The organism is Agrobacterium sp. GD03872 (assembly GCF_029840625.1).
In the GTDB taxonomy this organism is placed as follows: Bacteria; Pseudomonadota; Alphaproteobacteria; order Rhizobiales; family Rhizobiaceae; genus Agrobacterium; species Agrobacterium fabrum_A.
Window position 1 is genome coordinate 231,603 of the sequence record NZ_JAOCCY010000006.1, and the last position, 14,974, is coordinate 246,576.

General features: G+C 60.3%; 9 protein-coding genes. 7 read left to right on the top strand and 2 right to left on the bottom strand.

Annotated features, from left to right (window positions below):
- Window positions 1-22: 22 nt before the first annotated feature.
- A complete protein-coding gene (locus N5D22_RS16715; protein WP_279656766.1) occupies window positions 23-472 on the top strand; it encodes a hypothetical protein in 450 nt (149 codons plus the stop codon).
- 102 nt (window positions 473-574) lie between these two features.
- Here N5D22_RS16715 and N5D22_RS16720 read toward each other — a convergent pair whose 3' ends face one another.
- Window positions 575-2,422 (bottom strand): DEAD/DEAH box helicase, encoded by a 1,848-nt coding sequence (locus N5D22_RS16720; protein ID WP_279656765.1) that lies wholly within the window; start codon window positions 2,420-2,422, stop codon window positions 575-577.
- Window positions 2,423-2,811: 389 nt separating this feature from the next.
- Between N5D22_RS16720 and N5D22_RS16725 the strand changes: the two genes are divergently transcribed.
- The 6 genes from N5D22_RS16725 to clpB all read left to right on the top strand — a co-directional run bounded on the left by N5D22_RS16725 (window position 2,812) and on the right by clpB (window position 12,663).
- On the top strand, window positions 2,812-4,089 hold the full coding sequence (locus N5D22_RS16725) for an aspartate kinase (RefSeq protein ID WP_279656967.1): 1,278 nt from the start codon (window positions 2,812-2,814) through the stop codon (window positions 4,087-4,089).
- Between the two features lie 175 nt (window positions 4,090-4,264).
- A complete protein-coding gene (ptsP, locus tag N5D22_RS16730) occupies window positions 4,265-6,532 on the top strand; it encodes a phosphoenolpyruvate--protein phosphotransferase (RefSeq protein ID WP_279656764.1) in 2,268 nt (755 codons plus the stop codon).
- Between the two features lie 28 nt (window positions 6,533-6,560).
- Window positions 6,561-7,640, top strand: coding sequence for a peptide chain release factor 1 (gene prfA / locus N5D22_RS16735; RefSeq protein WP_279656763.1), 1,080 nt, complete (start codon window positions 6,561-6,563; stop codon window positions 7,638-7,640).
- Window positions 7,637-8,506 carry a peptide chain release factor N(5)-glutamine methyltransferase gene (gene prmC, locus N5D22_RS16740; RefSeq protein WP_279656762.1) on the top strand — a complete coding sequence of 290 codons (870 nt, stop codon included), beginning with the start codon at window positions 7,637-7,639 and terminating at the stop codon, window positions 8,504-8,506. The genes prfA and prmC overlap by 4 nt, the downstream gene beginning before the upstream one ends.
- 396 nt (window positions 8,507-8,902) lie before the next feature.
- Window positions 8,903-9,682 (top strand): DUF4167 domain-containing protein, encoded by a 780-nt coding sequence (locus N5D22_RS16745; RefSeq protein WP_279656761.1) that lies wholly within the window; start codon window positions 8,903-8,905, stop codon window positions 9,680-9,682.
- A gap of 356 nt (window positions 9,683-10,038) precedes the next feature.
- On the top strand, window positions 10,039-12,663 hold the full coding sequence (clpB, locus tag N5D22_RS16750) for an ATP-dependent chaperone ClpB (protein ID WP_279656760.1): 2,625 nt from the start codon (window positions 10,039-10,041) through the stop codon (window positions 12,661-12,663).
- Window positions 12,664-12,731: 68 nt separating this feature from the next.
- On the opposite strand, the gene N5D22_RS16755 is transcribed toward clpB, so the two are convergent.
- A complete protein-coding gene (locus N5D22_RS16755; protein ID WP_279656759.1) occupies window positions 12,732-14,678 on the bottom strand; it encodes a M23 family metallopeptidase in 1,947 nt (648 codons plus the stop codon).
- Window positions 14,679-14,974 lie beyond the last annotated feature (296 nt).

The window sequence follows — 14,974 nt, forward strand, 5'->3', positions numbered from 1 at the left end:
ACATTGAGATATGGAGATTTCAATGTTGCACCCGGTTTTAAAAATCACTCTCGCATTTGCATTTTTCCCGATCGCCGCCGCTCATGCGCAGGACAGCCCGAAGCTGGAAATCGTGTGGCCAAAGGCCGGTGATGTCATCGAATTGGGCAATGATCCCGAACGGGCTATCGGCGTCGTCGTCAAGAGCAACTTCAAGCTGCTTCCCGCCGGGCAGTGTGGAGGAAACGGCCAATGTGGCCATGTGCACATGAAAATCGACCCTTCCGGCGATACGTGCAACATTCCGGGCCGCGTTTACAACAGCATGAACAGCGATTTCGGCGGTGATCTCATCAAGGCGCGGTTTGGACATTGTCCAACCCCCACCGGCCGGCACGTCATCGGCATTCTGCTGGCCAATGACCGCCATCAACCCGTTCTGGTCGACGGCAAGCCGGTCACGGCGCTTGTCGAAGTGACGACCAAAGACTGACCGCAGGAGCGGCAGCCGCGGTCATGTCGCAGAATGGCGCAATAAAAAAGGTCCCGCGCAAACGGGACCTTTATCTCGATAAGCCTGAAAGCCGGGGCGTCCTCAGCCCTTCGTCGGCTTCGGCCCGCGCTTTTCGAAGGGCTTGTCCTTCTTGCCCTCGTATTTCGGCTTGTCGCCAAAGGGCTTTTTCTTCTTCCAGGGCTTGTCGTCACCCTTGCGGTCATCGCGGGGGCCGCTTGCATTGTCGGACTTGCTGAATTTCCGCTGCGCCTTGGCCGGGCGCGTGTCTTCGCGGAAACCGCCGGTCATTTCCGGCTTGCCTTCCAGCGCCTTCAGACGGATGCCCTTTTCGAGCGTCATGTCCTTGCCGATGGCGGAGGTGAAACGGTCGACGGCGTCGGCCGCCAGTTCCACGAAGGTCTCCGTCTGCTGCATGCGGATCGCGCCGATATCCTGGCGGGTGATCTTGCCGAAACGGCAGAGCATGGGAATGATCCAGCGCGGTTCGGCGCTCTGCTTGCGGCCGACGGACAGCGAAAACCAGGCGCTGTCGGCGAAATCGGAACGTTCGCGGCGCGGTGCGTTGTTCTCGACGGTCTCGAAACTGTCGCGGCGCGGCTTGCGGTTGTTATCCAGCGAGACTTCAGCGATGTCTTCCGGCGCGGAGCGTCCGGCGTGGTAGAGGCGCACGAAAGCGGCGGCGACCTTTTCCGCGCCATGCTGTTCAAGCAGCCTGGTGACGAAATCGCGCTCGTCCTCGGCCACGGCCTCGGTGAGCGACGGATCGGCCAGAAGCCGGGCGCCGTCGCGCTCGACAATCTCTTCGGCCGAAGGCGGGCGAACCCATGCCGGGCTGATCTTGGCGCCTTCCAGCAGGCGTTCGGCCTTGCGGCGCTGGTTGATCGGCACGACGATGGCGCTGACGCCCTTCTGCCCGGCGCGGCCGGTACGGCCGGAGCGGTGCAGAAGCGTTTCGGAATTGGTCGGCAGGTCGGCATGGATGACGAGTTCGAGACCCGGCAGGTCGATGCCGCGGGCGGCAACGTCGGTCGCCACGCAGACGCGGGCGCGGCCATCGCGCATGGCCTGCAGCGCATGGGTGCGCTCGTTCTGGGTGAGTTCGCCTGACAGCGCCACGACGGCAAAACCGCGATTGTTGAGCCGCGCCGTCAGGTGATTGACAGCCGCACGGGTGGAGCAGAAGACGATGGCATTGCGGGCTTCATAAAAGCGCAGCGCATTGATGATGGCGTTCTCGCGGTCGGCCGGCGTCACCAGCATGGCGCGATATTCGATATCCACATGCTGCTTCTGTTCGGAAGCGGTGGCGATACGCACGGCGTTCTTCTGGTAGCTTTCCGCAAGCTTGGCGATGCTGCGCGGAACGGTGGCCGAGAACATCAGCGTGCGGCGGGTTTCCGGCGATTCTTCCAGAATGAATTCCAGATCTTCACGGAAGCCGAGATCGAGCATCTCGTCGGCTTCATCCAGCACCACGGCGCGGATCGAGGAGAGATCGAGCGCGCCGCGCTTGATGTGGTCGCAAAGACGCCCGGGTGTGCCGACGACGATATGGGCGCCGCGTTCGAGCGCCCGGCGCTCGTTGCGCACATCCATGCCGCCGACGCAGGAAGCAATCGAGACACCGGCGAATTCATAAAGCCATTCCAGCTCACGCTTCACCTGCATGGCCAGTTCGCGGGTCGGCGCGATGGCGAGCGCCAGGGGAGCGGACGCCTGGCCGAAACGGCCATTTTCCGGCAGAAGCGTCGGCGCCAGTGCAATGCCGAAGGCGACCGTCTTGCCGGAACCGGTCTGGGCGGAGACCAGCGCGTCCTTTTCGGCCAGTTCCGGCGCAAGCATGGCCTGCTGCACGGGGGTCAAATCTTTATAGCCGCGTTTTTCCAACGCCTGCGCGATCGCCGGGGCGATACCCTGGGTGTCTGTCATCTACCGTCTTTCGGATATGAAGCCGCCCGCATCCGCCCGAAACCAATAGGTCCTAAAGTCTCCGGGGCAGCCGATGCAGGCCATTTCGGCCATCTGGCCGGTTGCATTGCCGCGCTCATACTGCGAATGGGCCCATTTGTACAGTGCACTGCGGTACGCTCTTTTGCGGGTGCTTTATTCCGCCGACCTTTTCATCCCGCCATTGTTCCGGCCCGCGCTTCGAAAAAAGGCGTACCGCATGGTTCATAAACGGCATTGCGTGCCCCCCGCCTTTTCGCTAAGAGACCCGCAACTTGAGGCTCTTTGTCAGGAAGAGCCGACTGGGTTTGTTCTTGTCCGTCCGCTCTTTGAAGGAGCGGCGGGAAAAAGGGATGGTACTGGTCAAGGCTATGGCTCGCATTGTCATGAAATTCGGCGGCACGTCCGTCGCGAACCTCGAACGCATTCACAATGTCGCACGGCATGTGAAACGCGAAGTGGATGCCGGCCATGAAGTGGCCGTGGTCGTCTCCGCCATGTCCGGCAAAACCAATGAGCTGGTGGAGTGGGTGCAGAACGCCGCGAAGGTGGCCGGCGCCAACGCCGCCTCCTTTTTCGATGCGCGCGAATATGACGCGGTCGTCGCATCCGGCGAACAGGTGACATCAGGTCTTCTGGCGATCACGCTGCAATCCATGGGCATCAATGCGCGCTCCTGGCAGGGCTGGCAGATCCCGATCCGCACCGACAATGCGCATGGCGCCGCCCGCATTCTCGAAATCGACGGTTCGGATATCATCCATCGCATGGGTGAAGGCCAGGTGGCCGTTGTCGCCGGTTTCCAGGGCATCGGTCCGGACAATCGCATCGCGACGCTAGGCCGCGGCGGTTCGGACACCTCCGCAGTCGCCATCGCCGCCGCCGTCAAGGCGGATCGTTGCGACATCTATACCGATGTCGACGGTGTTTACACCACCGATCCGCGCATCGAGCCCAAGGCTCGCCGCATGAAGAAGATCGCCTTCGAGGAAATGCTCGAAATGGCGTCTCTCGGCGCGAAGGTTCTGCAGGTTCGCTCGGTCGAGCTTGCCATGGTACACAAGGTGCGCACCTTCGTTCGCTCCAGTTTCGAGGATCCCGATGCGCCGGGCATGGGCGACCTCATCAACCCGCCCGGTACTTTGATTTGTGACGAGGATGAAATCGTGGAACAGGAAGTCGTAACCGGCATCGCCTATGCCAAGGATGAAGCACAGATCTCGCTGCGCCGCGTGGCCGACCGTCCGGGCGTTTCCGCCGCGATATTCGGACCGCTCGCGGAAGCGCATATCAATGTCGACATGATCGTGCAGAACATCTCCGAAGACGGTTCGCGCACCGACATGACCTTCACGGTTCCCTCGGGCGACGTTGCCAAGGCGCTAAAGCTCCTGGAAGACAACAAGTCGCAGATCGGCTTCGACGTCGCGCAGAACGAAACGGGTCTCGCCAAGGTGTCGGTCATCGGCATCGGCATGCGCAGCCACGCCGGCGTTGCCGCCAGCGCGTTCAAGGCGCTTGCCGAGAAGAACATCAACATCAAGGCCATCACCACCTCCGAGATCAAGATTTCGATCCTGATCGACGGCGCCTATGCCGAACTTGCGGTTCGCACTTTGCATTCCGCCTACGGTCTCGATAAGGCTTGAATCCGAGACATCGGTTCCCGATGCTCCGATTCTTCGGGGTTGCGTTCTTCCGATGTGGCGTTTCATGAAAGCGTGTCCCTTGCGGGACGCGCTTCTCGCGCTATAAATTTTTAAATGACGTTTTGATTCCCGAATATTATGACATTCGGATCGGAAGCGTCGGGGAGCAAACGCGATGAGAGACCTTTCCGCAGGTCCGCGCGTCCTGCTCAAGCGGCTGCGCGAAATGATGGCGGAGCACCTTGAACCGCAGGACCGTCTGGACCAGATCGTCCGTCAGATCGCCGGCAACATGGTGGCGGAGGTTTGCTCGGTCTATGTGCTGCGCTCCGACAGCGTGCTTGAGCTTTACGCCACCGAAGGTCTCAACAAGGATGCCGTGCATCTTGCCCAGCTGAAAATGGGGCAGGGCCTTGTCGGCACGATCGCCGCTTCCGCCCAGCCGCTCAATCTTTCGGATGCGCAGGCGCATCCCGCTTTCCGCTATCTCCCTGAAACCGGTGAGGAAATTTATCATTCCTTCCTCGGTGTGCCGATTTTGCGCTCCGGTCGCACTCTTGGCGTTCTTGTGGTCCAGAACAAGGCCAGCCGAACATACCGGGAGGATGAAATTGAAGCGCTCGAGACAACCGCGATGCTCATTGCCGAAATAGTGGCGAGCGGCGAGTTGAAGAAGATCACCCGCCCCGGCGTGGAGCTGGACCTGACGCGCGCCGTTTCCATCGATGGCGACGCCTATGGCGAAGGCATCGGCCTTGGCCACGTCGTGCTGCACGATCCGCGCATTGTCGTCACCAATCTGCTCAATGAAGATGCCGATACGGAAATCCGGCGTCTTGCCGATGCCATCGGTTCGCTGCGTCTCTCCATCGACGACATGTTGCAGCGTCGTGATGTGCCGACCGAGGGTGAGCACCGCGAGGTTCTCGAGACCTACCGCATGTTCGCCCATGACCAGGGCTGGGTGCGGCGCATGGAAGAGGCGATCCGCAACGGCCTGACGGCGGAAGCGGCGGTCGAAAAGGTGCAGAGCGACACCAAGGCGCGAATGATGCGTCTGACGGACCCTTATCTGCGCGAGCGCATGCATGATTTCGACGATCTCGCCAACCGGCTGCTGCGGCAGTTGATCGGTTTTGGCGGCCGTGGACCGGAGCAGGATTTCCCGCTCGACGCCATCGTTCTGGCCCGCGCCATGGGTGCTGCCGAACTGCTCGATTACCCGCGTGAAAAACTGCGCGGTCTGGTGCTCGAAGACGGTGCGGTGACGAGCCATGTCGTCATCGTCGCGCGCGCCATGGGCATTCCGATCATCGGACAGGCGACCGGTATCGTCGCACTCGCCGAAAACAACGATCCCATCATCATCGATGGCGATGACGGTCAGGTGCATCTGCGGCCGATGTCGGATCTTCAGCGCGCCTATGAGGAAAAGGTGCGTCTGCGAGCCCGGCGTCAGGAACAGTTCCGCGCGCTGCGCAATGTCGAGCCGATCACCAAGGATGGCCAGAAGGTCAATCTGAAGATGAATGCGGGTCTTCTGGTAGACCTGCCGCAGCTCGACGAATCAGGCGCCGACGGCATTGGCCTGTTCCGCACCGAACTGCAATTCATGATCGCGTCCAACATGCCGAAGGGCGAAGAGCAGGAGGCCTTCTACCGCTCCGTTCTGCGCCAGGCCAGGGGCAAGAGCGTCACCTTCCGCACGCTGGATATCGGCGGCGACAAGGTCGTTTCCTACATGCGCGGCCAGGAAGAGGAAAACCCGGCGCTGGGCTGGCGGGCGATCCGCCTGTCACTCGACCGGCCGGGCCTGATGCGCACGCAGATGCGCGCGCTGCTGCGCGCCGCCTCCGGGGCTGAACTGCGCATGATGCTGCCGATGGTGACGGAAGTTTCCGAAATCCGCGCCGCACGCGATCTTTTGCAGAAGGAAGTGCAGCATCTCTCGAAGTTCAGCCATGCGCTGCCGAAAAAACTGCAATTCGGCGCCATGCTGGAAGTGCCATCGCTGATGTGGCAGCTCGATGAGCTGATGCAGGAGGTGGATTTCGTCTCTGTCGGTTCGAACGACCTGTTCCAGTTCTCGATGGCGGTCGATCGCGGCAATGCGCGCGTTTCGGATCGTTTCGACAATCTCGGCAAGCCGTTCCTTCGCATTCTGCGCGATATCGTCCGCGCCGGTGAGAGGCATCACACCTCGGTCACGCTTTGCGGCGAGATGGCAAGCAAGCCGCTTTCGGCCATGGCTTTGATCGGCCTCGGTTTCCGTTCGATCTCCATGTCGCCGACGGCGATCGGTCCGGTGAAGGCCATGCTGCTCGGGCTTGATGCCGCCAACCTCGCCGAAGAGTTGAATGCGGCGCTGGATGACCACAATTCGCTGGAAAGCGCGCGCGAGGTGTTGTTACGCTTTGCGGCGACGCATTCCATTCCCATTTAAAAGACCTGTTTCATTATTGGAGTGACTGGTGGCGAAGCTTCCCGTCGAAAAAATGCGTGAGTTGGAAAGACGTTTCGGTGAGATCGAAGCGCGTATGTCGGCCGGGCCTGCCGCGGATGTCTATGTGAAGCTGGCTTCGGAATATTCCGAACTCGAGCCGGTGGTGAAGAAAATCCGCGAATATGAAAAGGCGGTTTCGGAGGCCGCTGATCTGGAAGCGCTGTTGGCCGACAAGACGACCGACAAGGATATGCGCGATCTGGCGGAAATGGAGCTGCCCGAAATCGAGAGCCGCATCGGCGAGCTTGAGAAGGACATGCAGGTCCTGCTGCTGCCAAAGGATGCGGCGGACGAAAAAAGCGCGATCCTTGAAATCCGCGCCGGCACCGGCGGCTCCGAGGCCGCCCTGTTTGCCGGTGATCTGTTCCGCATGTATGAACGTTTCGCCTCGACCAAGGGCTGGAAGGTGGAGATGCTCTCCGCCAGTGAAGGCGAAGCGGGCGGTTACAAGGAAATCATCGCCACGATCAGCGGGCGAGGGGTGTTTTCCAAGCTGAAATTCGAATCCGGCGTGCACCGGGTGCAGCGTGTGCCTGAGACTGAAGCGAGCGGCCGTATCCATACGTCAGCCGCAACCGTTGCGGTGCTGCCGGAAGCGGAAGATATCGACATCGAAATTCGCCCGGAAGACATACGCATCGATACGATGCGCGCTTCCGGTGCGGGCGGCCAGCACGTCAACACCACCGACTCCGCCGTCCGTATCACCCATCTGCCGACAGGTCTGATCGTCACCAGTTCGGAAAAATCGCAGCACCAGAACCGCGCCAAGGCCATGCAGGTTCTGCGCTCGCGGCTTTACGATATCGAACGCCAGAAGGTGGACAACGAGCGTTCCGCCGACCGCAAGAGCCAGGTGGGTTCCGGCGACCGTTCCGAGCGAATCCGCACCTATAATTTCCCGCAGGGCCGCGTTACCGATCACCGCATCAACCTCACGCTCTACAAGCTCGACCGCATGATCGAAGGCGAGATCGATGAACTTGTGGATGCGCTGATTGCCGATTATCAGGCCGGTCAGCTTGCGCAGCTCGGCGAGCAGCTTTGAGCACGGCGACCGAAGCGAGTGTTGCGAACGCGCTCGCCGCCGCCCGCAAGAGGCTGCAGGCGGCGGGGGTCGAAGACCCGCTTCTCGATGCACGGCTCCTGATTGCCGAAGTCATCGATTTTTCATTGACCGATTTCGTGATGAGGCCTGATCGTGTTGTTACGCCGCAAGAAAGCGCCCGCATCGCCGCCATGATCGAAAGGCGGGCGAATGGCGAACCCGTTCACCGCATTCTCGGCCACCGGGAATTTCACGGCCTCGATCTTCTTTTGTCGAAGGAGACGCTCGAACCCCGGCCGGATACGGAAGTTCTTGTCGATACCCTGTTGCCGCCGCTGAAAAAAGCCGTTTCCGCCAAGGGCAGCGCCCGCATTCTCGACATGGGCACCGGCACGGGGGCGATCTGTCTGGCGCTGTTGAAGGAATGCCCAGAAGCGACGGGTATCGGCAGCGATATTTCCGCTGACGCGCTGGAAACCGCGGCCAGGAATGCGGCCCGTAATGATCTCGGCGCGCGCTTTGAGACCATACGCAGCGACTGGTTTGAAAAAATCTCTGGCAGCTTTGACATAATTGTGTCGAATCCGCCTTATATAAGGACTGATATCGTCGCAACGCTTGACCAAGAGGTTCGTAACCACGATCCGATGGCGGCGCTGGACGGAGGTCAGGACGGCCTTGCACCGTACCGCCTCATCGCTGCCGATGCAGGCCGCTTTCTTGTGGAAAACGGGATTGTCGGTGTGGAGATCGGTTTCGATCAAAGGCTTGATGTTTCCGCTATATTTGCTTCCCACGGCTTCTTTCTTCTGGACGCCGTGAAGGATTATGGCGGTAATGACAGAGTTTTGACCTTCCGGAGATAGTTATCAGCGATATGTCTGCGGATTTTTTGCAAGGATATTTTGCACAGCAAAAGAAAAGGCTTGGATTTCCGCGGGAAGCGGGATAGTTTGCGGCCACATGCCGGGTGGCTGAGGACGAACACAGATTCGTCAGGGTATGGGTCAGTCCCGAAGCGGGTTCTTTAAAGAGCCCTGAAAGGCTGGGCGTTTCCGGCATGTGAATCAGTAAACTTTGTTCGCAGGCGGCTCGGTGCAGCATTTGCGCAGCCGGTCGTCATACGCGAGGTCTTGCCCAGGGGTTATCTTCGGCAAGGCGCGTGATGGAGCAATTTCAGGAAAAATTTCCAGCGGTTTTCCGTCCGGAATTGCATGAAAACAACCAGATTGTCAGCAAAACAGAATTCAGGTGAGCAATTGATGAGGCCAGGACAGCAAAACAAGCGCGGCCGGGGGCGTGGAAACAACAATAATAACAATGGTGGCGGTAACAACAACAACTTCAACCGCAAGGGCGGCAATCCGCTCACCAGGACTTATGACAGTTCCGGCCCCGATGTTAAAATCCGTGGCACAGCCCAGCACATAGCGGAAAAATACGCGGCTCTGGCGCGCGATGCGCAGAGTTCCGGCGACCGCGTGATCGCTGAAAACTACCTGCAGCACGCTGAACATTATAACCGCATCATCGCTTCGGCTCAGGCCCAGATGCAGGAACGCTTCCAGCGCGACGACCGCGGCGAATACAACGCTGCCGATGGCGACGATATGGATGTGAATGACGGCGATGAAGGTGTCGTTGCACCGCAGCAGCAGGCCGAACAGGCCGAGCGCGCGCAGCAGCCCGAACGTCAGGAGCGGAACGAGCAGCGTCAGGAGCGCCGCGAGCGTCCGGACCGCCGCGAACGGCAGGAGCGTCAGCCGCGCCAGCCGCAGGTCGCCGCCGAACAGCCGCCGGTATACGACGCCAGCCAGGCGCCGCAGCCTGTCATCGAAGGCACGCCCATGGAAGTGGCCGTCGAGGAAGAACAGCAGCAGGCGGAAGCTCCGGCAGCTGAACGCGCACCGAAGACGCGCCGTGCAACCGGGCCGCGCCCGCGCCGCCCGCGCCGCACCGCCGCTGCGGAAGGCGCCGAAGGCGAAGATACGCCGGCCGGGGAAGACGCTGCGCCTGCAACGCTTGAGAACGCTGCCGAATAAGCCGCTTCTGCAAAATCACTCTGCTATCGAAAAACTCCGGCCTGCCGGAGTTTTTTGTTTTTTGGCGATTGGCTATGTACATTCCGTTCGCAACAGGTGGGATTTGATACCCGTCAGATCGAATGAAAATTTCCCGGATGATGGGTTTTCCTCCCCTTTAAACCGATGAAAATGCCTCCCATATTCGTGCAGGACGGACGGAAGCCACATTTGCCGGCAACCGACCATCGAGAGGCGGCGATCGTGAAATCCTTTAAGCACGGCTGTCGTAGCGGGGCTTGCCTTTTGAGGGAGCCTCAACCCTAACACCCGGAGCCGTGCCGAAAGCGGGCGGGCCGGTCTATGGAGGTTCGACTATGAATATTGAAAAATACTCCGAGCGCGTTCGCGGTTTTCTGCAATCGGCGCAGACTTTTGCGCTTGCCGAAAACCATCAGCAGTTTTCGCCCGAACACGTTCTGAAGGTTCTGCTCGATGACGAGCAGGGCATGGCTGCATCGCTGATCGAGCGCGCCGGCGGTGACGCCAAGGAAGCGCGTCTTGCCAATGATGCGGCACTGGCGAAATTGCCCAAGGTTTCCGGCGGCAATGGCGGCCTTTCCCTGACCGCTCCGCTTGCGAAGGTGTTCTCCACCGCGGAAGACCTTGCCAAGAAGGCCGGCGACAGTTTCGTCACCGTCGAACGTCTTTTGCAGGCGTTGGCGATTGAAAGCTCTGCCACCACTTCGGCTTCCCTGAAGAAGGCTGGTGCAACCGCGCAGGCGCTCAATCAGGTCATCAATGATATCCGCAAGGGCCGCACGGCCGACAGCGCCAATGCCGAACAGGGCTTTGACGCTCTGAAGAAATATGCGCGCGATCTGACGGAGGAAGCCCGCGAAGGCAGGCTCGACCCTGTCATCGGTCGTGACGACGAAATCCGCCGCACCATCCAGGTGCTGTCACGCCGCACCAAGAACAATCCCGTGCTGATCGGTGAACCGGGCGTCGGTAAAACGGCGATTGCCGAAGGCCTTGCGCTGCGCATCGTCAATGGCGATGTGCCGGAAAGCCTGAAGGACAAGAAGCTGATGGCGCTCGATATGGGTGCGCTGATTGCCGGCGCGAAATATCGCGGTGAATTCGAAGAGCGCCTGAAGGCTGTGCTCAATGAGGTGCAGGCTGAAAACGGCGGCATCATCCTGTTCATCGATGAGATGCACACGCTGGTCGGCGCCGGCAAGGCCGACGGCGCAATGGATGCCTCCAACCTGCTGAAGCCCGCTCTTGCCCGTGGTGAGCTGCATTGCGTCGGCGCCACCACGCTCGACGAATACCGCAAGCATGTGGAAAAGGACCCGGCCCTTGCCCGCCGTTTCCAGCCCGTTCTGGTGGACGAACCGACCGTTGAGGACACGATCTCGATCCTGCGCGGCCTCAAGGAAAAATACGAACAGCATCACAAGGTCCGTATCTCGGATTCGGCCCTGGTTGCGGCTGCGACGCTTTCCAACCGTTATATCACCGATCGCTTCCTGCCTGATAAGGCAATCGACCTGATGGACGAGGCCGCGTCGCGTCTTCGCATGCAGGTGGATTCCAAGCCGGAAGAACTGGACGAACTGGATCGCCGCATCATTCAGCTCAAGATCGAGCGCGAAGCTCTGAAGCAGGAGACGGACCAGTCGTCTGTCGACCGCCTCAAGAAGCTCGAGGACGAGTTGGCCGATACGGAAGAAAAGGCGGATGCGCTGACGGCCCGCTGGCAGGCGGAAAAGCAGAAGCTCGGCCATGCCGCAGATCTCAAGAAGCGGCTCGACGAAGCCCGCAACGAACTGGCGATTGCTCAGCGCAACGGCCAGTTCCAGCGCGCCGGCGAATTGACCTATGGCATCATTCCGGGCCTCGAAAAGGAACTGGCTGCGGCGGAAGCCCGCGATAGCAGCGGTGCCGGATCGATGGTGCAGGAAGTGGTGACGGCGGACAATATCGCCCATGTCGTTTCCCGCTGGACGGGCATTCCGGTCGACAAGATGCTGGAAGGCCAGCGCGAAAAGCTGCTGCGCATGGAAGACGAACTTGCCAAGTCCGTTGTCGGGCAAGGCGAGGCCGTGCAGGCGGTGTCGAAGGCGGTTCGCCGTTCGCGCGCCGGCCTTCAGGATCCCAACCGGCCGATCGGTTCGTTCATCTTCCTCGGCCCGACGGGTGTGGGCAAGACCGAGCTGACCAAGTCGCTCGCTCGCTTCCTGTTCGACGACGAAACCGCGATGGTTCGCCTCGACATGTCGGAATATATGGAGAAACACTCCGTTGCCCGGCTTATCGGTGCGCCTCCCGGTTATGTCGGTTACGAAGAGGGCGGCGCCCTGACCGAAGCGGTTCGCCGCCGGCCCTATCAGGTCGTGCTGTTCGACGAGATCGAGAAAGCGCATCCGGACGTGTTCAACGTCCTGTTGCAGGTGCTGGACGATGGCCGCCTCACGGACGGCCAGGGCCGCACCGTCGATTTCAAGAACACCATCATTATCATGACCTCGAACCTCGGTTCGGAATTCATGACGCAGATGGGCGACAATGACGATGTGGATTCGGTTCGCGAACTGGTCATGGAGCGGGTAAGGTCGCATTTCCGGCCAGAATTCCTCAACCGTATCGACGATATCATCCTGTTCCACCGCTTGCGGCGCGATGAGATGGGGGCGATCGTGGAAATCCAGCTGAAGCGTCTCGTTTCGCTCCTTGCCGATCGCAAGATCACGCTCGAACTGGATGAGGATGCCCGCAACTGGCTGGCCAACAAGGGTTACGATCCGGCTTACGGCGCACGTCCGCTGAAGCGGGTGATCCAGAAGGCGGTTCAGGATAGGCTTGCCGAGATGATCCTCGGCGGGGAAATCCCCGATGGTTCGCGGGTCAAGGTAACCTCGGGTACCGACCGGTTGCTGTTCAAGGTCAAACCCGCCAAGGGTGAGGCCGGGACCGAAACGGCCGATGCGGCATAAAATGAAAGGGCTCCGGAAACGGAGCCCTTTTCATATGGCCGGAATTGCCATCCGGAATTCCCCGCAGATCAGCGGCTCGCCACCTGATTGGGCTTGTCATCGATATTCAGCAGATTGTCGATGCGTTTTCTCTCGTCGGAAAAGCGTGCCAGCGCTTCGCCGGAAAGCGATTTGCCGCCCGGCAGGCGCACTTTCATGGCGTCCACCTTGGTGCCGTTGACGATCAGCTCGTAGTGCAGATGCGCCCCGGTCGAAAGGCCGGTCGAGCCGACATAACCGATGACCTGACCCTGCCGGACCTTGGACCCCTCGGTGACGCCCTTGGCGATGGCGCTCTGGTGGTTATAGGACGAGACGTAGCCGTTGGCATGGCGGATCAGCGTCTGGTTGCCGTAACCGGAGGCCCATCCGGCCTTCTCGACGGTGCCGTTGCCGGTTGCGATGATCGGCGTGCCGCGCGCCGCTGCCCAGTCGGTGCCGGTATGCATGCGGCTGAATTTCAGAACGGGATGGCGGCGCATGCCGAAGCCTGACGTCATGCGGCCGTTCGGAACGGGGTTGCGCAACAGGAACTGCCGGATGCTCTTGCCGTTCTCATCGAAATAATCGACGCTGTTGTCATCGGGATTCTGGAACCGGTAAAAACGCGTCTCGTTGTCGCCGAACCTGGCGTTGACGTAGAGCAGTTCCGACTTGTCCGTCGCCTTGCCGTCCGCGTCCTCCACGGAGAAGAAGGCTTCAAGCGTATCCGCAGGCTTGAGCTGCGCCTGAAAATCGACGCTGCTGGCCAGAAGCTTGATGAGCTGGGAAACCATGCTCTGGTTCATGCCATAGGCGAGAGCCGCGCGGTAAACACCGTCATAGACACTCGGCAGATCGCGGCCGGCGGCGGGCGCCGGCGTGCTGTCGAAGGCGGTCGCCACCGCGTCAAGCTTCGGCGGCTCGCTGGCCTTGACGAAACGCTTGCGGTCGTCGATCGCCATCGTGACCATGTGCCGGCCCTTGCGGTAAAGGCTCACGCGCACGATGTCGCTTTTTTCATCTTCCTGCAGAATGCCGACGCGCAGCACATCGCCGCTTTCGACATTGTTCGACTCGATCTGCGACGACAGCAGCCCGGCAATCTCAGACGATTGCGCCTTCGAATAACCGGCGCCGAACAGGGCGGCCTCGATTGTTTCGGTCTGGCGGGCAGGGATCACGTCGTCGGCATATTCCTTGACCGGCACTGCGGCCGATTGCGGGGTGGAAACCGACATGTTCTGCTCGACGACACGGGCGGCGAGGCCGGCGGTAATGTCGACATCGCCATCATCATTGTCGAAACGGCGGGGGTCGATGTAATAAAGCGCGGCAACCTGCTCGTTACCGTCAGTCAGGATTGAGCCGTTCGAACGCACCGCCTCCTCGACCTCGTCGAAACTCAAGGAGCCGGCAAAGGCATATTTGGAATGCTGGACGGGAAAGGCTACGGTTTTCAGGCTCACTTCGGATTCCACCTCGGAGCCATAGATCGTTCCCGTGCGGCTAGCGGCCGGCGCCGGGGCGTCCTTGTCATCATTGCTGGCAAAGATGTTCAGGGGATCGAAGGCGGGATAGTCGTCCTGCTTGGCGTAATTGGCCGACAGCGGAATCTTGACATGCGAGAAGGGAACCTTGCGGACCACTTCCTTGTCACCTTCATTGATGACGGTGGAAACTTCCATGATCGACCGGTCGGACGGGCGGGCCGCTATATTCGGTGCAACAAGCCGTGTGCCGCGACGGGCGGCTTCCGTGACATTGTTGCCCATATCCGCCTTGGCGAAGGCCTCGGCGGGAATGGCGAGCTGCTGGCGGCCGTCGAGAGCGGCAAACAACGCCACACCCATCAATATGGAAGAGGTAATGCCTGTCAGGAATGTACCGGAAAGCCATCGCAGCGAAATTTCGCGGCGATCGGGTGCACGGCGTCCTTCCGCCAGAATTGGCGGTTCCGTGCCCAGCGACCGGATCACATTGCGATCCGCAGTCATACTAGCTGTGCCCCGTCAGTCATGTGCTCTCCAGAAACTTCAGGCGAAGGTGTGCAACTTTCAAGCCCGTGAGTCAAATCCATCGACGCACCGGCCAATACATTGCAGCGCACTCTATAAGCACATGCGCGGGCACGTCCTTTGTTAACGCTTCGTTGACAAAGCAATTAGTGAGGAACCGGGCTAAAAGAAGGCGCGACACCTGTCTTGCGGCTTCGAAGGCCCTTCTCCTGTGCAAAAGCCCGGTGGCCACGGCGGCTTAAAAAGCCGGTGATCGCTAAAAAAGGAAACAACCC

Coding starts and splice junctions, on each gene's coding strand:
- N5D22_RS16715 (WP_279656766.1), top strand. CDS start 23: ATGTTGCACCCGGTTTTAAAAATCACTCTCGCATTTGCATTTTTCCCG.
- N5D22_RS16720 (WP_279656765.1), bottom strand. CDS start 2,422: ATGACAGACACCCAGGGTATCGCCCCGGCGATCGCGCAGGCGTTGGAA.
- N5D22_RS16725 (WP_279656967.1), top strand. CDS start 2,812: ATGGCTCGCATTGTCATGAAATTCGGCGGCACGTCCGTCGCGAACCTC.
- ptsP (WP_279656764.1), top strand. CDS start 4,265: ATGAGAGACCTTTCCGCAGGTCCGCGCGTCCTGCTCAAGCGGCTGCGC.
- N5D22_RS16745 (WP_279656761.1), top strand. CDS start 8,903: ATGAGGCCAGGACAGCAAAACAAGCGCGGCCGGGGGCGTGGAAACAAC.
- clpB (WP_279656760.1), top strand. CDS start 10,039: ATGAATATTGAAAAATACTCCGAGCGCGTTCGCGGTTTTCTGCAATCG.
- N5D22_RS16755 (WP_279656759.1), bottom strand. CDS start 14,678: ATGACTGCGGATCGCAATGTGATCCGGTCGCTGGGCACGGAACCGCCA.